This window comes from Bacterioplanes sanyensis (assembly GCF_002237535.1).
GTDB lineage: Bacteria > Pseudomonadota > Gammaproteobacteria > Pseudomonadales > Oceanobacteraceae > Bacterioplanes > Bacterioplanes sanyensis_A.
Genome location: NZ_CP022530.1, coordinates 4246633 through 4267543 on the forward strand (window position 1 = coordinate 4246633; position 20911 = coordinate 4267543).

Annotated in this window: 22 protein-coding genes; 11 read left to right on the top strand and 11 right to left on the bottom strand. The window is 54.3% G+C overall.

Annotated elements, in window-relative coordinates:
* Window positions 1-18: 18 nt before the first annotated feature.
* Window positions 19-873 (top strand): class I SAM-dependent methyltransferase, encoded by an 855-nt coding sequence (locus CHH28_RS19525; protein WP_094061887.1) that lies wholly within the window; start codon window positions 19-21, stop codon window positions 871-873.
* A gap of 14 nt (window positions 874-887) precedes the next feature.
* Here the strand turns inward: CHH28_RS19525 and CHH28_RS19530 are convergent, their stop codons facing one another.
* Together CHH28_RS19530 and CHH28_RS19535 are read right to left on the bottom strand one after the other, a co-directional pair.
* A complete protein-coding gene (locus tag CHH28_RS19530; RefSeq protein WP_094061888.1) occupies window positions 888-1874 on the bottom strand; it encodes a GGDEF domain-containing protein in 987 nt (328 codons plus the stop codon).
* Window positions 1871-2794 (bottom strand): diguanylate cyclase domain-containing protein, encoded by a 924-nt coding sequence (locus CHH28_RS19535; RefSeq protein WP_157730015.1) that lies wholly within the window; start codon window positions 2792-2794, stop codon window positions 1871-1873. The genes CHH28_RS19530 and CHH28_RS19535 overlap by 4 nt, the downstream gene beginning before the upstream one ends.
* A gap of 181 nt (window positions 2795-2975) precedes the next feature.
* Between CHH28_RS19535 and CHH28_RS19540 the strand changes: the two genes are divergently transcribed.
* From CHH28_RS19540 to CHH28_RS20435, 8 genes are read left to right on the top strand one after another with little or no spacing between them, the layout of a single operon-like run.
* Window positions 2976-4232: a glutamate-5-semialdehyde dehydrogenase gene (locus tag CHH28_RS19540; RefSeq protein WP_094061890.1), complete on the top strand. Its 1257-nt coding sequence runs from the start codon at window positions 2976-2978 to the stop codon at window positions 4230-4232.
* Window positions 4213-4857, top strand: coding sequence for a nicotinate-nucleotide adenylyltransferase (nadD, locus tag CHH28_RS19545; protein ID WP_094061891.1), 645 nt, complete (start codon window positions 4213-4215; stop codon window positions 4855-4857). The genes CHH28_RS19540 and nadD overlap by 20 nt, the downstream gene beginning before the upstream one ends.
* Before the next feature lie 7 nt (window positions 4858-4864).
* Window positions 4865-5215, top strand: coding sequence for a ribosome silencing factor (gene rsfS / locus CHH28_RS19550; protein WP_094061892.1), 351 nt, complete (start codon window positions 4865-4867; stop codon window positions 5213-5215).
* Complete coding sequence (rlmH, locus tag CHH28_RS19555) at window positions 5212-5679, top strand: 23S rRNA (pseudouridine(1915)-N(3))-methyltransferase RlmH (RefSeq protein WP_094061893.1); 468 nt, start codon at window positions 5212-5214, stop codon at window positions 5677-5679. Before rsfS ends, rlmH begins: the two co-directional genes overlap by 4 nt.
* A 14-nt stretch (window positions 5680-5693) precedes the next feature.
* On the top strand, window positions 5694-7547 hold the full coding sequence (gene mrdA / locus CHH28_RS19560) for a penicillin-binding protein 2 (protein WP_094061894.1): 1854 nt from the start codon (window positions 5694-5696) through the stop codon (window positions 7545-7547).
* The gene (gene rodA / locus CHH28_RS19565) at window positions 7547-8689 is read left to right on the top strand and encodes a rod shape-determining protein RodA (protein ID WP_420093156.1); all 1143 of its coding nucleotides are present in this window, start codon (window positions 7547-7549) and stop codon (window positions 8687-8689) included. The genes mrdA and rodA overlap by 1 nt, the downstream gene beginning before the upstream one ends.
* A 13-nt stretch (window positions 8690-8702) precedes the next feature.
* Window positions 8703-9659 (top strand): lytic murein transglycosylase B, encoded by a 957-nt coding sequence (gene mltB, locus CHH28_RS19570; RefSeq protein ID WP_094061895.1) that lies wholly within the window; start codon window positions 8703-8705, stop codon window positions 9657-9659.
* On the top strand, window positions 9656-10426 hold the full coding sequence (locus tag CHH28_RS20435) for a septal ring lytic transglycosylase RlpA family protein (RefSeq protein ID WP_094061896.1): 771 nt from the start codon (window positions 9656-9658) through the stop codon (window positions 10424-10426). The genes mltB and CHH28_RS20435 overlap by 4 nt, the downstream gene beginning before the upstream one ends.
* A gap of 115 nt (window positions 10427-10541) precedes the next feature.
* Here CHH28_RS20435 and ccoM read toward each other — a convergent pair whose 3' ends face one another.
* Window positions 10542-10661, bottom strand: coding sequence for a cytochrome c oxidase subunit CcoM (gene ccoM, locus CHH28_RS20455; protein ID WP_332881223.1), 120 nt, complete (start codon window positions 10659-10661; stop codon window positions 10542-10544).
* A 310-nt stretch (window positions 10662-10971) separates the two neighbouring features.
* On the opposite strand from ccoM, the gene CHH28_RS19580 reads away from it, so the two are divergent.
* Together CHH28_RS19580 and CHH28_RS19585 are read left to right on the top strand one after the other, a co-directional pair.
* Entirely contained in the window at window positions 10972-12327 is a 1356-nt protein-coding gene (locus CHH28_RS19580; RefSeq protein WP_094061897.1) for a tetratricopeptide repeat protein, read from the top strand.
* A 32-nt stretch (window positions 12328-12359) separates the two neighbouring features.
* On the top strand, window positions 12360-14342 hold the full coding sequence (locus CHH28_RS19585; RefSeq protein WP_157730016.1) for a FecR domain-containing protein: 1983 nt from the start codon (window positions 12360-12362) through the stop codon (window positions 14340-14342).
* A gap of 2 nt (window positions 14343-14344) precedes the next feature.
* On the opposite strand, the gene CHH28_RS19590 is transcribed toward CHH28_RS19585, so the two are convergent.
* The 8 genes from CHH28_RS19590 to CHH28_RS19625 all read right to left on the bottom strand — a co-directional run bounded on the left by CHH28_RS19590 (window position 14345) and on the right by CHH28_RS19625 (window position 20792).
* Window positions 14345-16555 (bottom strand): CHASE2 domain-containing protein, encoded by a 2211-nt coding sequence (locus tag CHH28_RS19590; RefSeq protein WP_157730017.1) that lies wholly within the window; start codon window positions 16553-16555, stop codon window positions 14345-14347.
* 102 nt (window positions 16556-16657) lie between these two features.
* Complete coding sequence (locus CHH28_RS19595; RefSeq protein WP_094061900.1) at window positions 16658-16963, bottom strand: hypothetical protein; 306 nt, start codon at window positions 16961-16963, stop codon at window positions 16658-16660.
* Window positions 16964-17005: 42 nt separating this feature from the next.
* Entirely contained in the window at window positions 17006-18154 is a 1149-nt protein-coding gene (locus tag CHH28_RS19600) for a glycosyltransferase family 4 protein (RefSeq protein ID WP_094061901.1), read from the bottom strand.
* A gap of 51 nt (window positions 18155-18205) precedes the next feature.
* Window positions 18206-18910 (bottom strand): helix-turn-helix domain-containing protein, encoded by a 705-nt coding sequence (locus CHH28_RS19605; protein WP_094061902.1) that lies wholly within the window; start codon window positions 18908-18910, stop codon window positions 18206-18208.
* 199 nt (window positions 18911-19109) lie between these two features.
* Window positions 19110-19541, bottom strand: coding sequence for a CBS domain-containing protein (locus CHH28_RS19610; RefSeq protein WP_157730018.1), 432 nt, complete (start codon window positions 19539-19541; stop codon window positions 19110-19112).
* A 2-nt stretch (window positions 19542-19543) separates the two neighbouring features.
* Window positions 19544-19792, bottom strand: coding sequence for a DUF4404 family protein (locus tag CHH28_RS19615; protein ID WP_094061903.1), 249 nt, complete (start codon window positions 19790-19792; stop codon window positions 19544-19546).
* 63 nt (window positions 19793-19855) lie between these two features.
* A complete protein-coding gene (locus CHH28_RS19620) occupies window positions 19856-20368 on the bottom strand; it encodes a hypothetical protein (RefSeq protein WP_094061904.1) in 513 nt (170 codons plus the stop codon).
* Between the two features lie 223 nt (window positions 20369-20591).
* Window positions 20592-20792: a DUF2788 domain-containing protein gene (locus tag CHH28_RS19625; RefSeq protein ID WP_094061905.1), complete on the bottom strand. Its 201-nt coding sequence runs from the start codon at window positions 20790-20792 to the stop codon at window positions 20592-20594.
* Window positions 20793-20911: the final 119 nt, after the last annotated feature.

Sequence of the window (20911 nt, forward strand, 5' to 3'; positions counted from 1 at the left end):
ATAACAACGCTTCTTGCCATGACAACATCTACAGAGACTGCCGACACGTCCAGAATCAGCATCAGCGCCCACTACACAGGTATGGTGTGGCTGCGTCACGGGTTATCTGCCCCAGCCTTTGCCACTACCATGGGACGTCTGTCTTACGCCACCTTGGCCCCCATCAACTGGCTGCTGACACGCTTGGCCGGTGCCAACATCGATATCTTTCTATTGCAGCGCCACAAGGTACTCGATGCGCAGCTGCGTGAGCTGATAGAGCATCACGGAGTGACACAGGTGGTGGAACTGGCCGCTGGACTGTCACCGCGCGGCTATCGCCTATACCGCCAATACCCACAGCTGACTTACATCGAAAGCGATTTACCCGCCATGGCGCAGCGCAAAAGTAAACTGCTGGAACGACTGACGAGCAATGCCAAGCACAGCATGCGGCCGTGCAATATTCTCGAGCAGCAAGGCCCAGATAGCATCGAGGCATTGCTAGAACAGCTGGATAAGCAACAACCGACCGTAGTCATCAGTGAAGGGTTGGTGAACTACTTTGCGCTTGAGCAAATCCGCCCAGTATGGGCACGCATTGCCTCAGCGCTATCGGCCTTCCCTGCGGGGTATTACGTCACCGACCTGTACCCGGATCTGGTCGAGCACCCATCCTATCGCTACGTCAAACTGGCGCAAAAGCTGGTAGGTTTTTTCACCCGCGGCCAGTGGCCATTGCACTATCGCAGCAACGACGCCATTGCCGCTGGGTTTGAGCAAGATGGTTTCACCAAGGTGAGCGTTATTGACCCAGCTGACTGCTACGGAAAGGTGGATATCCCCAGAGTGAAAACGCCGACCATGGTGCGCATTATCAAAGCCAAGGCGTAATGCAGGCCTGCCCGTTAGTCCTGAAAGGCGGCCAGCTGCAAGCTGGTGCGCCGCTGCTGGGTTAATTTGACCTGCAAACGCTTTAATAAAAACTCGGCGGTGTCATCGCTTTGCCAGCTGACTGCCGCCGCGCTCAGGGTAATCTCGGCAAATGGATTCCAAGTGTGTTGCTGCAATACACGTTTGACGCGCTCCATCAGCACGATGGCGCCATCCTCTGGGCAGCCTGGCAGCAACAATACAAACAGCTCTTTTTCCAACCGAAAAACGTCATCACCAGCGCGGATTTGTTGCTGCGCCTCATGCACAAACTCGGGTAAAAACTTTAATACCGCAGCGCGTCCGTGAATATCCAACCACTGTGGCCAGTCGTCGAGCTCCAAACCGATCAGACTTAAACGCCCCGATGTCGCTTGCGCACGAGCCACCTCGCGCTCCAACACCGATTCAAAATGGCGACGGTTGTAAGCACCCGAATACGGGTCGGTCAGCGACAAACGCTTCAACGCCCGCGACTTCATTTGAATCAGGTAGGCAAAGCACCAAGCCGAGCCCAGCAGCAGCGCATAATTTGTTCCGGTACGCAGGCCGTTGGCGGTATTACTGTCAAACCAGATGATGGCCGTCATCAGTACGCCAATGGCCAAATTCAGCAAGGTGGCATGAAAAATCGGCAAACAAAAATAACTGAACAGCGGCAGTGCATAGAGATAATGCATCATTAACTGCGGATAGTCTGGCAACTGATACACCGCCAGCGCCGACAAAATCAGCACCAGAGCATAATTTACCCACAGATAACCGTGCCGATCACGATTGATGTAAATAAACATGGCGCTGAACAAAAACGCCGGAATAGCAATGGCGTTGGTCAATACCAACGAATACAGACCTTGGCGAAATTGATCCACCATTAATACCGCAATGGCCACCGCCGCCAGAATAAACACCAGCACTTGCAAGCGCGGCAGTAATTGCTGCGGTGATAGATCGAGATTCATAGCGAGCCACCCTGAACGCGTTGCAGCAGCGTTTCGACATCGTCTTCCGGTTGATACGCTTCGACGGCAATGCCAATCACTTCCTGCTGCAACCGACTATTGGTTAGCGAGTCGCGTAACTGCGAGGCCAACTGCTGCGCCTGCTGCTCGTCGCTGTGCGGCATCAGCACAATAAAATCGTCGTTTTGCATGCGGTAGCAGGTATCGTAGGGGCGTAAATAGGGTTTTATGCGACGACCTAAATACAATAAACGCTGTTCGTAATCTTCCACTTTTAAACACTGCCAGCGTTCTGGTGTTGTCACCGTCACCAACATAAGGTCGCAACGCATGCGGTCCGCACGAGTAATTTCTTTATTCAGGTCGAGCAGCAATTGGTGTTCGTTGTATACCTGAGTCAGGGAGTCGGTGTGCACCACTTGCGTCATGCCACGACCATTATGCTCATTAATCAAGGCGTACATGACTGAAAACACATAACACGCAGCGTAGGTAAACAAAGTTTGCAGCCGTAAATACGGGTCAAACTGCAGCAACACCAACGCCACCAAGGCCACGCTGTAAACCAGGGTTATGTAACTGGCAACGCGCAAAGAAAACAGAAAATACGAGTAAATAGGTACAAAATAGATCCAATGCACCACCTGCGCACTTTCCTGCATGCCAAACAAGGTAAATACACACAGCAAGCCCACTAACAGCCATTCAGGATACGGCGACGATCGCTTTTTGCGGCGCAATAACAAGTAGCCCGCATACACCACCAAACCCAAAGAGAAACTGGCGGCGACGGTGGCAAACAAGTATTTGCTTTCGAGTAGATCCAGCACCGCAATCACGCTTAAACCCAGCGCTGCCAGCAGGCAATAGATAATTTTCACCTGCAGTACGACCAAACTGTGCAGTTGTGTTTTTTCCATGCGCGGCCTTTTGTTGTTATCGTGCCCAGCTGCCACCAGCCCCGAGAGGCTGGCTTCGGTGTATACTAGCGCACTTTTAGGTCGTACCAACACGCCTCTGAACGCCTAGGGCCGTTGCCAAGGCGCCATAGAGTGCTGGCCAGTAACACCGACTTCCATTTAACGTTTTCAGGTGCCTACGATGAACGTCACTGAATACATGCACACGCTGGGACAGCAAGCACGCCAGGCATCCAGGGCGATGGCGCGTGCGTCCAGTCAGGACAAAAACGCTGCGCTGCTGGCCATCGCCGCGGAAATTGAATCCCGCCGCGAGACACTCAAGCAAGCCAATGCCAACGACATGCAACGCGGTCGTGACAACGGCCTAGAAGCCGCATTACTGGACCGCTTGGAGCTGACCGACGCCCGCATCGATACTATGGTGGAAGGCCTGCATCAGGTGGCGTCCTTAACCGACCCAGTCGGTGAAATCACCGACTTAAGCTATCGCCCCAGCGGTATTCAGGTGGGCAAGATGCGCGTGCCACTGGGCGTGATTGGCATCATTTATGAAAGCCGCCCGAACGTCACCATCGAAGCCGCCAGCTTGTGTTTGAAATCTGGCAACGCCGCAATCTTGCGCGGTGGCTCAGAAGCGATTGATTCCAACCGGGCGTTGGCTGAGTGCATTCGTGCAGGGCTGCAAACGGCGGGACTACCCGCACAAGCGGTGCAGGTGGTCGACACCACCGACAGAGCTGCCGTTGGCGCCTTGATCACCATGCCAGATTATGTCGATGTGATCGTGCCTCGTGGCGGCAAAGGCTTGATCGAGCGTATCAGCCGCGAAGCTCAAGTGACGGTGATCAAACACCTGGATGGCATTTGCCACGTCTATATCGATGAATTTGCCGACTTGGGCAAAGCCACCAACATCGCCATCAATGCCAAGACTCACCGCTACGGCACCTGCAACACCATGGAAACCTTATTGGTGCACCAAGCAGTGGCCGAGCAGATACTGCCCGATTTGGCAGCCGCCTATCGCGCGTTGGATGTCGAGCTGCGTGGCTGCGAACGAACCTGCACCTTGCTGAGCCATGCGCTTGCCGCCACCGAGCAAGACTGGGACACCGAATACTTGGCGCCGATTCTGTCGATTGCCATCGTCGATGATTTGGACGCTGCCATTGACCACATCAACCGACACGGCTCTCATCATACCGACAGCATAGTGACCGAAAACTACACTCTGGCGCGGCGTTTTCTCACCGAGGTCGATTCCAGCTCAGTGATGGTCAATGCCTCAACGCGCTTTGCCGATGGTTTTGAATACGGTCTAGGGGCGGAGATTGGTATCTCTACCGACAAAATTCACGCCCGCGGCCCGGTTGGCCTGGAGGGGTTAACGTCACAAAAATACGTTGTGTTGGGTAATGGTGAAATCCGCAAATAGTCCGCCTCATTGGGCGCTGCTGGGTGGCACGTTTGATCCCATTCATATCGGCCACCTAAGAATCGCGGTGCAACTGCGCGACCTAGGTTTTGATCGTGTATTGCTGATCCCCAACCGCATACCACCACATCGCCCACAGCCCCAGGCCAGCGCCGAACACCGCCTGGCCATGCTCGAGCAGGCCTGCACCGGCCTGGATGGCATCGTGCCTTGCAGTATTGAACTGGAGCGCGAGGAACTCAGCTACAGCGCCATCACGGTGGAAGCCCTGCATCAGCGCCACAGCGGTGTGGCTTTTACCTGGGTGATGGGACAAGACGCCTGGCAAGGCTTTGAGCACTGGCACCAGCCGCTGGCACTGTTAGAGCAAGCCAACTTGCTGGTGGTCAGCCGTCCGGGGCTGCAAAACACCAGTCACTGGCAGGAGCAACAGCTGGAGCAGCGCCAGTGCCAAGTGGCTGAACTTCTGGCCAGCCGCACCGGTCGTATCTGCTGTCATCACTGGCCGGAGCTGGATATCTCCTCCTCTTACTTGCGTCGCGCCCTCAAGCAAGGCGAGAATGTGAGCTTCTTAGTTCCACCTGCTGTGCTGAACTACCTTAATCAACAACAACTGTATCGATAACTTCTGAATGCAAACAGACGACATTAAAGCGCTGGTGTTTGACGCACTGGACGACATGAAGGCCCAAAACATCACGACTCTGGATGTTCGCGGCCGCACCTCCGTGACCGATTGGATGATCATTGCCACCGGTACCTCTAACCGCCACGTCGCTGCAGTGATTGCCAACGTTGAAGAGAAAGCCAAGCACGCCGGCCTGAAGATCAACGGTACCGAAGGCCGCGCTGCGGCTGACTGGGTGTTGCTGGATCTCATCGATGTGGTGGTCCACGTGATGACCGACCAGGCACGTCATTTTTACGACCTAGAACGTCTGTGGGGTGAACCCAACGACAGTGAGGGAAGCCAGGCGCAATGAAGCTGCGTTTGCTGGCAGTGGGCCAGAAAATGCCAGCCTGGGTCGAGCAAGGTTTCAACGAATACAGCAAGCGTCTCCCTAACGACTGCGCGCTGGAATTGGTTGAAATCGCACCCGGGCAACGCAGTAAGTCCAGCAGCGTAGAGAAGGCCATGCGCCAGGAGGCGGACGCCCTGCGCAAAGCCATCCGCCCTCAAGATCACGTCGTCACCTTAGAGGTGTTGGGCAAACCTTGGACCACACCTCAATTGGCGCAACAGCTGGAAAACTGGCGCATGCAAGGCGGCGATGTGGCGATCTTGATTGGCGGCCCGGATGGCATGAGCAGTGACATCTTGGCCCTGGCTCGCCAGCGCTGGTCACTGTCTAACCTGACTCTGCCGCATCCTCTGGTGCGGGTTGTGGTCGCCGAGCAACTGTACCGTGCCTGGAGCATACTCCAGGGCCACCCCTACCATAAGTAACCGGGCCAGCTGCCATGATGGACGCATCGTTCAGGGACAAATCGGCAGAGAAACGCTTATTTCAGATCCGTGCGCTGGTACTGGCGGTCATCATTCTGGCGCTGCTCGGCACCTTGGCGTGGCGCATGGCCCACCTACAGATTACCGAGCATGAGAAGTACAAAGATCTGTCGGAAAACAATCGCATCGCCATGCGACCGGTGGCACCGACACGCGGCCTGATATACGACCGCAACGGCGTACTGTTGGCAGAAAACATTCCCTCTTACAGCCTGACGTTGGTGCCCGAACGAGTCGATGACATCGATACTACATTGGCCGAAGTTGAGCGACTGATTGGCCTTAGCGAACGCGATCGCGAAGCCTTTGAACAACGCTTAGAGCTGCGCCGCAGCCCCTACGAGCCGGTGGTCGTGCGGCACCGCTTGGACGAAGAAGAAATTGCACAAATCTTGGTCAATCGCTTTTTCCTGCCGGGCTTAGAGGTGGAAGCACAACTGGTGCGCCATTACCCACTGGGCGAAAGTTTTGCCCACGTGCTGGGCTACGTGGGTCGCATCAATGCCAAAGACCAGGGCCGCATTGAAAGCGACGAGGAGCAAAAGCGCCGCTACAGCGCCACCCATCATATTGGCAAAATTGGCATAGAGCGCCGCTACGAAGACCTTCTGCACGGCGAAGTGGGCTATCAAAAAGTTGAGACCAATGCGCGCGGGCGCGTGATTCGGGTCCTAGAGCAGCAAGATCCCATTCCAGGGCAAGACTTAACCCTGCACTTGGATGCCCGCCTGCAGCAGCGCGCACAGCAAGAAATGCAGGGCTTTCGCGGCGCCGCCGTCGCCATCGACGTCAATACCGGTGGCATTTTGGCCTTTTATAGCAACCCAGGGTTCGACCCCAACCTGTTCGTGACCGGTATCTCCTACAAAGACTATGGCGACCTTAGCAACGATCCGGATCTGCCGTTGTTTGATCGTGCCGCACGCGGCCAGTATCCACCCGCCTCCACGTTAAAGTCCTTTGTTGGCCTAGCGCTGTTAGAGTCCGGTGTTGCCGATTGGAACACCACCATTCGTGATCCTGGCTGGTTCAAAATCGACAATTACGATCGCGTCTATCGCGACTGGAAGCGCAGTGGCCACGGCACCGTCGATATGCACAAGGCCATGGTCGAGTCCTGTGACACCTATTTTTGGGAGCTGTCCGTGCGCATGGGCATTGACCAGTTGTCGCCGTTTTTAGGGCAGTTCGGCTTTGGCCGTGACACCTCGGTGGACGTCATCAATGCCTTGCCAGGGCTGCTTCCCGATCGCGAGTGGAAACGCCATCACCGCGGTAGCTTCTGGTTCGCTGGCGACACCGTCAATATGAGCATCGGCCAAGGCTTTATGAAGGCGACACCGCTGCAAATGGCAACGGCCACAGCGGTGCTAGCTGCCCATGGCCGCTGGCACTTACCGCGCTTACTGGCTGCCACCAATGGCGAAGCCTTCGAGCCAGAGCAAAGCCCTCCCCCTGACATCGAGCTGAAAGACCCGCAAGGTTGGCAGCGCATGGCAAAGTCGATGGAAGATGTGATCATCGGTGCCCATGGCACCGGTTGGCGGTTGCGTAAAACCTTAAAAGTACCGATGGCTGGCAAAACCGGCACGGCGCAAGTGGTGGGTATCAAGCAAAACGAAGAATACGACTCCGAAGCATTGGCCGAGCGACTGCGTGACCACGCGCTGTTCACCGCCTTTGCTCCGGTAGACAAGCCGCAAATTGCCATAGCGGTAATCGTTGAAAACGGCGAGTCCGCTGGCACCACCGCAGGTCCGATTGCTCAAGCGTTGATCAACCAGTACTTGGCGGAGGATCAGGGTTAGTGGCCAGTACCGATTTTCACCGCAGCATCAGCAGTGGCTCCATGCAGGGCTTCCAGCGCAGCAAAGCCTGGTTTGCACGGATCCACTTAGACTTGCCCCTGTTGCTGCTGTTACTGCTGTTGTGCAGTGCAGGCTTGGTGCTGCTGTACAGCGCCAGTGGGCGCGACTGGGGCATGGTCACGCGCCAAGCCATTCACTTTGGCATCGGTTTTACCTTGCTCGGCATTGCCGCGCAGATTCCTCCGCGTTGGTATGAGCGTGTCGCCCCTTGGGCCTTTATCGTCGGCTTGATGGCGCTGGCGGCTGTATTGCTGGTCGGCGTCGGAGCCAAAGGTGCACAGCGCTGGCTGGCCATTCCAGGGCTTCCGCGCTTTCAGCCATCCGAGTTGGTCAAGCTGGTACTGCCGCTGACCGTTGCTTGGTTTATGGCGCAACGCTCAGTACCGCCGCGATTGATCGATCTGTTTAAGGCGTTGTGCATCATTGCCATTCCAACTGTGATGATTCTCAAGCAGCCTGACTTGGGCACCGCGATTTTGATCGGTACCTCAGGGCTTTTGGTGCTGTTTTTTGCTGGCATGTCCTGGTGGCTGATCGGTTCGATGGTGGCGGTGGTGGCCGCATCGGCGCCGCTGATGTGGTTTTTTGTCATGCACGATTACCAAAAGCAGCGCGTCCTCACTTTTCTGAATCCTGAAAGCGACAAGCTCGGCGCAGGTTGGAATATCATTCAATCGAAAACCGCCATCGGCAGCGGTGGTATTGATGGCAAAGGTTTTCTGCACGGCACCCAGTCGCAGCTGGAATTTTTACCGGAAAGCCACACCGACTTTATTATCGCCGTATTGGCTGAAGAATTAGGGTTAGCGGGTGTTCTGATGCTGCTGGCACTTTACTGCCTGATCATTTTGCGCGGCTTGTATTTGTCGACTCGCTGCGACACTTTGTTCGCTCGGCTGCTATCTGGCTCACTGGCAGTGACCTTTTTCATCTACGTTTTCGTAAACATTGGTATGGTCAGCGGTATTTTACCGGTTGTCGGAGTACCCTTACCTCTGGTGAGCTATGGCGGCACATCGGTCGTCAGTTTGATGCTGGCATTTGGCCTGCTGATGTCCATGGCAAGCCATCGACAACGCTAAAAAGGAAAACACAATGCGCGTACGTGCTGCACTATTGGCCATGTCCTTGACTTCATTGGGCGCCCAGGCGGCCTATGACCAACACCCTAAATTCGAACAATTTACCCAAGAGCTGCACTCCGAATATGGCATTTCGGCCGATACCGCCCGCCACTGGTTATCGCAAGCCGAACGCATGGATTCCGTGTTGGAGGCAATTTCACGTCCAGCAGAGCGGCGCTTGGAGTGGCACGAATACCGTAAGATTTTTTTGACCGACAGCCGCATCAAGCAAGGCAAACAATTCCTGCAAACCTACGCCAAAGAGCTCGAGGCAGCGCAGCAAAAATACGGCGTTGACCCAGCCATTATTGCCGCTGTGATCGGCGTTGAAACCTATTACGGCCAGCGCCAAGGAAGCTATCGCGTACTCGACTCCTTAGCCACTCTGGCTTTTGATTACCCCAAGCGCCCGCTATTTTGGCGCGAATTAAAAGCATTTTTTGCGCTGGCCGAAAAAGAGCAGCTGGACCTAGCGAGCATTAAAGGCTCTTACGCCGGAGCCATGGGCTATGGCCAGTTTATTCCCACCAGCTACCTGAGCTATGCCGTCGATGCCGACCACGACGGCAAACGCGACCTGTGGAACAACCCACAAGATGCCATTGCCAGTGTGGCGAACTACTTTAAGCGCCATGGTTGGCGTGCGGGAGAGTTGATCACAGTGCCGGTTACCGACGTTAAAAAGGTGCCCGCCGATATGATCAACAGCAAGCTAAAACCGCGTTTTAGCGCCGGTGAGTTCCGTGCATTGGGAGTAACGATTGACGATCAAGTGGCCGACAACGCCGACGCCACATTGATGCAACTGGAAGCTCAGCAAGGAACGGAATACTGGCTAGGTGCGCACAACTTTTACGTCATCACTCGCTATAACCACAGCCGTCTGTATGCGATGGCGGTGTTCCAGCTCAGCGAGGCTCTGCAATGACAACACAATGGGCGGCCTTGGCCGCCCTGGTGCTGATACTAACTGGATGTGCCACCTCGCGTTATCAACACCAACACGACTTCACCCCGCCGCCTAAAGAGGGCTGGCAACAGCTCACTGAGCCGACCCCCAAAACCGAGCCGCGCAGCGTGCTTGGCAATCCGGATAGTTATGAGGTGCTTGGACAACGCTACCAGGTCATGCGCGAGGCGCATCCTTATAGCGAAGAAGGCATCGCCTCTTGGTATGGGATGAAATTTCACGGCCATCAGACCTCCAACGGCGAAACTTACGACGTTTACGCTTTTACCGCTGCGCATAAAACGCTGCCACTACCGAGTTACGTGCGAGTGACACGCCTCGACACAGGTGCCAACGTGGTGGTCAGAGTGAACGATCGCGGACCATTTCACCAAGGCCGAATCATCGACCTATCTTATGTTGCCGCCAAACGCTTGGACATGCACAAACAAGGCACCGCGCCGGTGCGCATAGAGGTTCTCAAGCCCCCGGAGCCACACAGTGTTCGCTGGCTGCAAGTGGCAGCACTCAGCGATGCACAGGCAGCGGCACGACTGCAGCAGCGACTGCAGACGACGTTACAACAACGCTGGCCAGTCACCATTGCAGAGCATAAGCCAAGTGAGCAAAGGCCAATTCATCGTGTTAGGATTGGGCCGGTGAAAGAAGGCCAGGACCTAGAGCAGCTACAAGAATTACTGAGGCGCGAAAACATCAGTGCCATAGTATTGGCAGGGCATCAGTAAATAAAAAAGGGCCACAGGCAATACTGCCGGGCCCAGAGGCAAGGTACTCAGCGCAGAATCAGACTGCTACGTCGACGTCACTGCGTTTACGCCGACGGCTAGAACGATCTAGCAATTACTCTCCGGTGCCGTGCTTGCTGATGTCTTTTTTCACCGCCCAATACACACCACCAAAAAATGCACAGGTTAGACCGACAATAATTAAACCCGATAAAACCACTTCATCCATAAACATAGCGCTTACCTCTGTGTCGATGTTGCCGCCAGCTGACGAGCGCTAACAGTGAGCGGCCGTCGTTGATATGCACTCAACATAACAAGCCTGCAGCGGCCACGGTTGATTTGGATCAAGCCGTTTTCGGCCCGCCGGTGCAGACACGAAGGTGGCTTGATTCACATCAAAAAGACCATAAGGAGTACATGGTTTTGGCCCATCCCTTGCTCATTTCCCAGATAGTCGGGATGTCAATGTGCGGTAAAAGTGGCAATTCGCGAATAACAAGGCACACTAAGATGCAGTATTCTCCGATTGTGGATAGAGAGTTATGAAGCGTGGACTGTTTCCCACGACTCGTAAGGCAGTGATGGTCGCCTTGGCATGGTGCCTAGGCATGACAGCATCAGCCGACGAGAGCAATGATCCGCAGCAGCAAGCAGACCCGTTACTGGTACTGCGCAGTGCTGTTGAGCAAGGACAATATCAACACGCGTATGCCGTCGCTCAGCAGCAGCTTCTGGCGTACGAAGGCGATCCAGCATTTGATTTTTACTATGGTTTTAGTGCCGCTCAGACCGGCCATTATCAAGAGGCACTGTTTGTGTTCGAGCGACTGATCAGCGCCTACCCTGACGTCATCCGCTATCGGCTGGAATTGGCGAGGGCGCACTTTTATCTCGACAACTTGGATGGTGCGGAGCGCGAGTTCCGTCGTGCCCTGGATTCCCAACCACCTGAGCGCGTCGTGAGCACCGTCGAGCAGTTCCTGAATCGCATAGAGCGCCGTCGTGAGCAGAACCAGCCGCAGTGGCAAGCCGGCGTGAGCATATCTGCGGGCTACGACAGCAACATCAATGCTGCGACCGATGAAGATCGTATTCAATTACTCGACGGCCAGCTAACAGCGATCCTTAGCGAAGATCAGCGCGCCAGTGACAGCGGCTTTTATCAGCTCAGAGGCCACGCACAATATCTGTACCCACTGAGCCAGCGCAGCGGCATTGATGTGCGCTTTGGCGCCAGTCGTAAAGACAATGGTCTAAACAACGATTACGACCTAAACAGCGCCTACGCCGATGTCGGCTGGCGCGTGATGCGCGGCTCACACTCTTTTGGCGTTTCTGGTCAATATCGCCAGTATCATCTAGGTGGTGAGTCGTACCAAGACGAGATTGGCGCTGAAGGCGAGTGGCTCACAGCATTTTCCGAGCGCTGGGCCTGGACCACGACCGCAGGTCTTAAACAGCAAAACAACCAGCGTAACTCGGCACTGAATCTGCTGCAGGGAGAGCTCGAGTTTGGTGTAAACTACAGCCACCAACGCTTCATGCAGCAGCTCAGAGGGTCAATCAGAACCGATATAGGTGATGATGATTCCCTGGCGCGAGACAGTTTCAGCGCCAGCTGGAGCTTTCAATATGCCATCAGTCGTCAAGCGCAGTGGTATGGCATGGCACTGTATCAGCATCAGCAATATCAAAATCCACTGTCGGACAAAAACGTCTTTGCCCCAGGGGTAACACGCGAAGAAGACCTCACGCAGTTCGCGCTTGGGTACAGCCGCCAGCTGCTCCCAACGATGAGCATGTTTTTTCAACTCAGCTTGGTCGAGAGCAGCAGTAACGTCGAGGTATACGAATACCAGCGTTCCCTGTTTGAAACCGGCATAGCGCTGTCATTCTGACGCAGTATCTGGAGGCGATTATGTATATCAGAATGAACAGAGTCCTATTTTTAACCCTGCTGCTGGCTTGGGTGCCTGCTCAGGCCTCTGAGTTAGCAGGCCGTGTGATTATGGTCCGTGGCGATGTTACCGCCATCGATGCAGAAGGGGCCGCACGGTCTCTTGGCAGACGAGATCCGGTGTATGTCACCGATACATTGCGTACCGCCGCAGATGGCAAAGTTCAGATTCGTTTCGTTGACAACGCATTGCTGGCACTCAAGCCCAATACCGAACTGCGCATAAGTACCTATCAAGTCACACCAGGCGAAAGCGGCGGCACCATTTTGATGGAGCTGGTTGAAGGCGGTTTCCGTACGCTAACCGGCTCCATTGGCAAGGGTGACAAAAGCGACTACGAAGTACGAACGCCCGTCGCCAGCATCGGAATTCGCGGCACCTTGTACAGCATCATGCTGCAAGAACAAGCCTTACTGGCGGGTGTCTGGGAAGGGGCTATCGCGCTGTCTTCAGACATCGGTCAGTTTGAACTGGGAGCCGGGGCAGATTTCAATTTCGCCGTATTGGATGAAAGTGGCTTTAGTGGCTTGTTAGCTCCACCCACTGAGCTACAGGATACGACACCGCGCACCATGAACCGCAGCAGAAGTACAGCCCGCGCACCTGCATCAGACAACAATCGTGATGATTCAGAATCCCCGGCAGACAATGAGAGCGTGTCCGTATCTATGAATGATAACGATGCAGCTCTTACCGATACCGACCTAGTCGATACCACAGCCAGCGAAACCGCGGATGACGTTTCCAACCAAGCAGAATTGGCTGCAAATGATGACAATAGCGGCACTGAGACTGCCGCTCCTCAGCCTGAAGCCAAAACCTCCAATACTGAGTCGGCCAGCGATCGCGAGTTAGCAAGCAACGATGAGTCGACTGATATGATTAACGACACAGAAATGACAGCCGATGGCTCTGATATGGCTGCAGACAGCTCAGATACGCTTTCATCCGATGCCATCGACTCGGATGGTAATGGTACATCCACTACTCCGACTGTCGCCGAGGCCACCACGGAAGAACCGGCTCTTAATCCTCTTGAGGGTGAAGAAGAAGGCGCAACCGATACCAATATCGAAATTGTTGATAAAGACAACAACATCGTCGATGCCTGCTCACGCCCGAATGCACCGGCTGATTGTGGCACCTCCTCTGGCGGTGATCCAGACACACCAACCGTTCCTGAGCCACCGACATCAGCCGACCTTCGTCTCAGCGATCAAGAATATGCTGTGTTCCTAAAAAGTGATCGCATCGGCGCTGTATTGTCACGCGGCGAACAAGCCGGTGGTATCGCTATCGTTATAGATGACGCTGAGCCGGTTTTTTATACCACCAATGAGGGTAACAGCACGGAAGTCATTCGCTATGCTGGCACCAGCGTGCAGCGCGATACGCCTTTACCGGGTGTGGAATGGGGTATTTGGGCTGGTACGACTGAACAACCGGTACAATCCTACCCTGATATATCTAACCCTGATGTGGTCGACAGCCGCGCCGAGACCGCTCTGTGGGTGACAGCAACCCCGATTCGCGCGACAGACATGGCTGGCCTTTACGGCACAGTAGACTTTTCATCCGATGCAGCCGGAGCGAGTTTCATCGGCGTTAATGGCGAAGGACAAACACTCTCGCAAGTAGACGGTCGCTTTACCCTGAACTTCGATAACGGACAGATTTCTGACGGCAAGTTAGCGGCCGTATTTGGTGCTGCCGATGCCTGGAAGATCGAGTTTAACGGCAATATCGAGTACGATCGGCAAAATGCCGCCATGTTGAACATGCTGTTGCTTAAAGGCGATCACAATGGTGGCGCGCTCAATTTAGAATCAAGTGAATTTGGTGGTGTACTGATCGCCCCAGATGCCAGTGATTTTCTGGGCGGCTTCTCTTTGCAAGACTTGCAAGGCAACACAGCCGATGGTCTCGTTGTTTGGCCATTGCAAAACCGCCGTTAACGCTACTTACTGGAATGGTGATAGACACCATTCCAGCCTTCTTCTGGTGGCTGGCTAATAAACTCTCTGCACCTCTGAACATACAAGTTATAAAACCGACAAGTTGGGTATAGGTCGGCTAAAACCGAAAATGCCTGCTCCGCTGCATTCCACTGACGCGCCAAATAAAGCCCATAAGCATGCTGCTGCTTTGCCAGTTGCTCTTCTATGTTGTCATTCAGCTGCGTTCTGTGGCACAAGGGGCGATACACTCTAACCGCTTGCTCCTTACCTTTAACTTGAATGCAGTCCACCAGCTGATAAACAAACTCTGGTGCTTGTTGGCGTGTATATTCACTGACTAGAATCGGCACCTGATAGTATTTAGTAATACTCTCTAATCGAGACCCTAAGTTCACCGCATCGCCCAATACTGTATATGACCGACGATACGCTGACCCCATATCACCAACGTTCATAATGCCGGTATTCAAACCGATACCGACACGAATGGCCGGTAACCCTTGTTGCTCATAACGACGACTCAAGGTTTCTGTCACCGACAGAATGGCTAACGCCGCTGCCACAGCATTATGCGCATGGCGCTCATCGGCGATGGGCGCCCCCCAAAACGCCACCACCATGTCACCAACGTACTTATCGATAGTGCCATCATGATCGAAAATCAAACGAGTAATGGGGGTGAAATACCGGTTTAGCAGCTGCTTTAATTCACTCGCGCTCAGTTGCTCCGATATACGGGTGAAATTGCGAATGTCGCTAAACAATACGGTGAGTGTGCGGCTTTCACCGTCAAACTGATATTGCTGTGGGTCGGCCATCATATGTTCGATATGGGCTGGGGGGACGTATTGATCAAACATCCCTCTTAGCCGCCGCCGCGATAGATACTCACGACGAAAGCCATCGGCCAAGCTCATAAGCATCAATAAAAAAATGAGCAATAGCAGAATGGCCAAGCGGATATCCAGCCCATGTGTTGCCCACCAGTAATAATTGAGGGCAACAACACACAGAACACAGGCAACACAAAGCGCCACGGTAAGGACCGGACTTAACCGCGGCAGTAAAAATGACAACAGCAAGCCAACCAATACCGTCTGCACCCACAAGGCACCAGCCTCCCAGTCAGGGCGGTAGGGAAATTGCCCTTGCAACAGGCCATCTATCAGGTTGGCGTGGACTTCAACACCGGGATATTGAGTTTGCAACGGTGTGGTGCGCAAATCCGCCAACCCTTGAGCCGATGTTCCCACCAGGACAATAGCGCCCTCCAGAATCTCGCTGTCCACCTGACCAGCCAATAACTGCGCTGCAGACACATAGACGTAACTGCCTTTTTTCCCCCGAAAAGGCACAATCACTCGCCCTGCGGCATCGGTACGAATGTGCTGATCCAACAAATGCAAGTGGTGCAGCGCCGATAATTCACCCACCGGCACGGAAGCAATGCCAACATCGTCAACCAGCAAATACGTCATTACTGTTGCCAGCGACAGTGATGGATAGAGAGCATGCTGATGCGCAATCAGCATCGGAGAGCGGCGCACAACGCCATCCCCGTCTACAAATGTGGTCACAAACCCCGCATGCTGAGCGCTGTTTTGCAGTACCTCGATATTGGCAGCAAAACCTGGCTTGCTGATGTGAATGGTGTTTTGGCTTTGCTCCACGGACCATTGCTGCAAAGGTCGCGGTAACACCCCGTGTTGCACACTTTGATCAAGAAAAAAGAACCCCAGCACGGTATCCATAGCACCAATACTGCGGGCAAAGGTTAGATCGGCATCAATCTCTGCACGCCAAGTTGGCAGAACAAAAGGAATATTTATCTGTTGGGCACGTTCGGCGGCTTGATCCAGAGGGTTGGCCTCCGCTTCTGAAAACACCACATCAAACGCCACCACAGCCGCGCCAGCATCCGCCAAGCGGTCAACTAGTTGAGCTAAGCGCGCCCTGCTCCAAGGCCAGCGTCCGACTTCAGCCAAGGAAGCCTCGTCAACATCTACGATTACGATGCGATGGTCGCTGCTCGCGGCCACCACAGGCGCACCCAACCACTGAAAGCGCACATCAAACAGCAAATAATCCAGGCGACTCAGCCAATGTTGGCTTTGGCCGCTGCTGTGAGAAAACAAAGCCAGCACAAAGACCAATACCATCAGTCCTGCTGCCACCGATATGGGGTAGTGCTTCAGTCGTTGGCGAGGCACCCTTTTCCTTCCATGTCACTCCTTTGCTGTCAGTCTAGCTTCACAGCAGAGTGCCCGCCCCATGCCGGTTCACGATGACATGCCTTGCGCTGCGGCAGTGCACTAGGCAGAGACCACCTGGCCACGATACACACGCTGCGTACGCTTCGCCGTTCGTGGACGATCATCTACCAACTGCGGGCTGCCGCGATAAACACGAGGCTCTTGAGTTAATGCAGGGTCAGGTTCTCGGGTAGGTAAGAACGCTTCAACCAACGCCAGCAGATCAGCACTGACGCCGCTGCTGACCAAGACTCGAAGATCATTTTCCAGGGTGAGTGAATCAAAATGAATCTCTGCACCTTGCTCGTCTTTGGCCAGACGTTTGATCTTTTGCAACAGTGCGATGTTCTGACGATTGAACTCCATGACCGGCTCCCCAATGAGATGTGACTCATGGAGCTGCAAAGCTCATACCATGGAATGAACAGAGCGAGCGGGCGTGCCATTTGGATGCTGTATCACTTGCTCTAGCAGTGCCTCAAACTGCTGTGCAATATGAACCCAACTCAACTGCTCTGCCATGGCCCTGGCTGCCTGCCCGGCCTTGCTTAGATCTTGATTTAACATGCGCTCGCACGCCGCCCCGAAGCCGTCGGCAGATGCGTCTGCGGACAGCTCGCCACTCTCACCACTGACCACAAACTGCTGCGCTGCCGCACTGGCGTACGCCACCACCGGCAAGCCACTGGCCATGGCTTCCAGCGTGACCAGACCAAACGTCTCGGTTTGACTGGGAAAGACAAAAACATCGGCGCTGGCATAATACCGAGCCAGCTCTTCACCTTTCAGGACACCCGTAAACAGAACGTCCGGGTTGCACTGCTGAAGTTGCTCCCGCAACGGCCCATCGCCCACCATCACCAACCGTAGCTGCGGACGGCGCTGCTGTAATGCGCGAAACGCGTTCAGCGCCACGGGAATGTTTTTTTCCGCCGCGATGCGCCCTACGTACAGCATCACTTCACCATCGAGCTGCTGGCGCAAGGAGCCACAGCGGTGCGCTGGATGAAAGCGTTGGCAATCAACACCATGGGGCAACACCTGCAAGCCATGAATACCGGCACGATGAAGGCTATGTGCCGTGTCGTGAGACGGAACAAGAGTGGCCAAGGTCTGATTGTGAAATCGTCGCAGCCAGGTCAGGGTCAGTGGATGTATCCAAGACAACCCATAAAAATCGCTGTATCGATGAAAATTGGTATGAAATGCGCTGATGACAGGAAGACTCAGTCGCTTGGCAAGCCGCAACGCACTGTAGCCGAGCGGCCCCTCGGTGGCGATGTACACCACATCCGGGCGCCACTTTTGCCAGCACTGCTTGAGCCAACCGCAGCGCGGCACTCCCAACTGTAAGTCAGGGTACATAGGTATGCGAATACCACGGCACCAGTGTTCTGGTAATGAAGGAACCCAAGATTGGCGTGGCTTGGGCCGGTACAAACGCACCTCAACCCGGTCACTGTCCAAAGCAGACAACAGTTGGTGCAATGAATGCGCTACGCCATTGACATCTGGCAGGTAGGTTTCCGTAACAACCGCGAGTCGAAGTGCAGACATAACTGTGTGTCAGACCTGAAAAAAGCCAAGTCTGACAGCACACTAATGACACTATGATGACTGTGGCAGCGCTTCCAATTTGGCCAAGCGATACCGCAGTTGTCGCGGCGTTAAGCCCAGCACACGTGCCGCCATGGTTTTATTGCCATTGCAACGTTCGATGGCAGAGCGGATATCGTCGATTTCGTTTTCTTGTACCCGCTGATACGGTCTTGCATACAGGGTGGTGAAATTCGGCACCACTTGCGTAGCCATTAGGTTGGCCATCTGCACTGCAAAGTAGCGTACCGTTGCCGCATCAAATGCACCGTTGTATTGGCGAACGTCCATCACCAGCACCGCTAATACAGTCTGTCGCAATGTAATAGGAACCAATAAACAGCGATGCTGAGCAGTCAGCGAATGGAGCCCTGCTTCAAACACATCCGGCCGCTCTTGTCCGTCACGAATGGCCAACCATTCACCCGACTCAAACTGGCGGCACAGAGCGTGTTGAACAGCGAAGCTGTACACACCGTTGACAACCCCGGTGGTGCAAAAGCGCGCCTTAAAGCGACGGCTGGCTTCTGGCACGGCCACGGAAACATTGCTCAATCCACAATGCTGCGCCAGCAGTTGCAGCAATTGTTCTAAGCACTCATCGTCTTGTGAACGATGCTCGAGTATGTGCGTCACCGCCGACATCCACTGTGGTGCAGTATCGGCTGTCACATTGGCAGTGGCGCGGTAGTCGTTTATATCAGCAATTTTGTACATGGCAGGTTCCTCCGTTGCTAAGGAATGGCAAGGAGCATACCAACATCAAAAAGCCTGTATTTCGGCGAAAAAGACCGCCAGAGGTCTGAAAAGTGCGCCAACTTCAAGCACATTTCAAAAAAGAGGAACCACAACTGTGCATTGCGGACAATTTGACCTGCGATGTGGCGATGGCTCACAGGTCAAATATCGGCCATGGTTAGGCGATTTCCGGATCGTCCGTCGGTAGATAATGATCCTTGAGCCAAGCGGCATAAGATCGACATACATCTTGGCTAGTTAAAATACCGGCCATGCGCCCTTGGCGCATCACCAGGACAGCGTCCTCGCCTTGGTCGGCCATGTTATCCAGCACCACATCCAGCCGGGTATGCAAATCCACGCTATCGAACTGGCGGCACAAGTCTCCTGCGGTCAAGTCGACCAAGTCGGCGGTGCGTGTGCCCGGTTGACGCGCCAATTCAATTTCCCGAGTGCTCAACACGCCAACCGGCTCATGTCCACGCAAAACCGGTAGATGATGACAATGATGCTCTTTCATGACCTCAGCACAGGCAGCGATTGAATCCTTTTCATCGACGTGTACAGGAAAGGCGGTCATGACTTCCGTCAGCGTAGGCATGTGTCTCATGCTCAGACTCCAATTCTGGCCAGCGTGTCCATCACTTGTCGCAGCGCCTCTGCGATCGCCGGGTGTTGCTGCTCAAACTGCACCGCCTGCTGGCGAATGCGCTCGCTCAAATCATCATCCGCAACCCCCATTTGTTCAATATCCTGGGCGATCTGCTTCACCAGCTGACGATCACTGTCATTGAGTTCAGGCTGCTGCTGCAGTGTTTCATGCAGTTGCTCGAGTTGCTGTTTCAGGCTGTCATTGGGCATACGCGATCTCCTTAACCATACTCCCAGTGTACGCTGCAGCTGACAGTTAAGTCACGGCACAGATCAGTAAAGCGCCTGAAATCTAAATGCCATACCCATCTGCTGGCTGAAGCGTTGCATGGCTCTCTGATTGGCCGTATCACCCAGGTACAACAACGCCATTTGCCGGAATCGATCATGATCCCCTGGAGTGCTGGCCAGCAGACGGAAACTGTGCACCACGGCAGCGTGGCTGGCCGCCACCGGTGCCAAGCAGCCAGGCTGATGACGTTGCTCTGCCAAAAAGCGCGATAACAAGCTGGCGTTATAGCTGGCACTCAATCTTGGGTTAATAAAGAACAGGTAGAGCGGCCAGTCGCGATATTGCTCCTGGCGTGCCAACACCATATCCGCCACTGGAAGTGCATCGAGGATGAGCTCTTTAATTTGCGGGGTAAAGCCCGCCAGCGAGTCAGTACCATCCGGTAGGTTGCACAAATACACGCGGCGCCTCGCTCCAGACGATAACGTCTCCGGTACTGGCACCAGTGACACATTGGCGGGCTGATCTTGTAGCTTCTGCAGCGTTAACGCCATGGCGCACCCCGCTCTGTCAGTTATTGTTATTGAAGCGTCCTGAGTTTCGCCCTGCGACAAAATCCAACTCGAGCACACTGCCCGGCACGCAGGTAATGATTAACATATAGACAACAACCACAGTATCCACCATGGCGAAACAGACATTTCACAGAGCGGGGCGGCTACAAAGTCAACAATGTGCCGCGAGAGACCTAAAAGTAGGAAAGATGGCCGAGAGAGCTTACAAGTCCATAAACTCGACCAGCACGGTTTTGACGATGAAACCCAGCATCCCCAACCCCAGTGCGAAGAACAGTACGAACATACCCCACTTGCCAGCGTTCGAACGTTTACCTAAATCGTAAATAATAAACAGCATAAAGCCGATCAGCAGCGGAATACCAATCGCCATAGCAATGTTTTCAAACTCAGCGGCGTTCATTCAGACCCCCTCAAATTAGGCGCGCCTATGTTACTCGCTCCTTATTCCAGAACAAAGCACCGATACGGATTACCGCCTGACTTTAGCGAGCAGACGATGGAGCTCCGCAAGCAATCACA

Excerpts from the sequence above, each read along its gene's own strand:
- CHH28_RS19525 (WP_094061887.1), top strand. The coding sequence starts at position 19 with ATGACAACATCTACAGAGACTGCCGACACGTCCAGAATCAGCATCAGC.
- CHH28_RS19530 (WP_094061888.1), bottom strand. The coding sequence starts at position 1,874 with ATGAATCTCGATCTATCACCGCAGCAATTACTGCCGCGCTTGCAAGTG.
- CHH28_RS19535 (WP_157730015.1), bottom strand. The coding sequence starts at position 2,794 with ATGGAAAAAACACAACTGCACAGTTTGGTCGTACTGCAGGTGAAAATT.
- CHH28_RS19540 (WP_094061890.1), top strand. The coding sequence starts at position 2,976 with ATGAACGTCACTGAATACATGCACACGCTGGGACAGCAAGCACGCCAG.
- nadD (WP_094061891.1), top strand. The coding sequence starts at position 4,213 with ATGGTGAAATCCGCAAATAGTCCGCCTCATTGGGCGCTGCTGGGTGGC.
- rsfS (WP_094061892.1), top strand. The coding sequence starts at position 4,865 with ATGCAAACAGACGACATTAAAGCGCTGGTGTTTGACGCACTGGACGAC.
- rlmH (WP_094061893.1), top strand. The coding sequence starts at position 5,212 with ATGAAGCTGCGTTTGCTGGCAGTGGGCCAGAAAATGCCAGCCTGGGTC.
- mrdA (WP_094061894.1), top strand. The coding sequence starts at position 5,694 with ATGATGGACGCATCGTTCAGGGACAAATCGGCAGAGAAACGCTTATTT.
- mltB (WP_094061895.1), top strand. The coding sequence starts at position 8,703 with ATGCGCGTACGTGCTGCACTATTGGCCATGTCCTTGACTTCATTGGGC.
- CHH28_RS20435 (WP_094061896.1), top strand. The coding sequence starts at position 9,656 with ATGACAACACAATGGGCGGCCTTGGCCGCCCTGGTGCTGATACTAACT.
- ccoM (WP_332881223.1), bottom strand. The coding sequence starts at position 10,661 with ATGTTTATGGATGAAGTGGTTTTATCGGGTTTAATTATTGTCGGTCTA.
- CHH28_RS19580 (WP_094061897.1), top strand. The coding sequence starts at position 10,972 with ATGAAGCGTGGACTGTTTCCCACGACTCGTAAGGCAGTGATGGTCGCC.
- CHH28_RS19585 (WP_157730016.1), top strand. The coding sequence starts at position 12,360 with ATGAACAGAGTCCTATTTTTAACCCTGCTGCTGGCTTGGGTGCCTGCT.
- CHH28_RS19595 (WP_094061900.1), bottom strand. The coding sequence starts at position 16,963 with ATGGAGTTCAATCGTCAGAACATCGCACTGTTGCAAAAGATCAAACGT.
- CHH28_RS19600 (WP_094061901.1), bottom strand. The coding sequence starts at position 18,154 with ATGTCTGCACTTCGACTCGCGGTTGTTACGGAAACCTACCTGCCAGAT.
- CHH28_RS19605 (WP_094061902.1), bottom strand. The coding sequence starts at position 18,910 with ATGTACAAAATTGCTGATATAAACGACTACCGCGCCACTGCCAATGTG.
- CHH28_RS19610 (WP_157730018.1), bottom strand. The coding sequence starts at position 19,541 with ATGAGACACATGCCTACGCTGACGGAAGTCATGACCGCCTTTCCTGTA.
- CHH28_RS19615 (WP_094061903.1), bottom strand. The coding sequence starts at position 19,792 with ATGCCCAATGACAGCCTGAAACAGCAACTCGAGCAACTGCATGAAACA.
- CHH28_RS19620 (WP_094061904.1), bottom strand. The coding sequence starts at position 20,368 with ATGGCGTTAACGCTGCAGAAGCTACAAGATCAGCCCGCCAATGTGTCA.
- CHH28_RS19625 (WP_094061905.1), bottom strand. The coding sequence starts at position 20,792 with ATGAACGCCGCTGAGTTTGAAAACATTGCTATGGCGATTGGTATTCCG.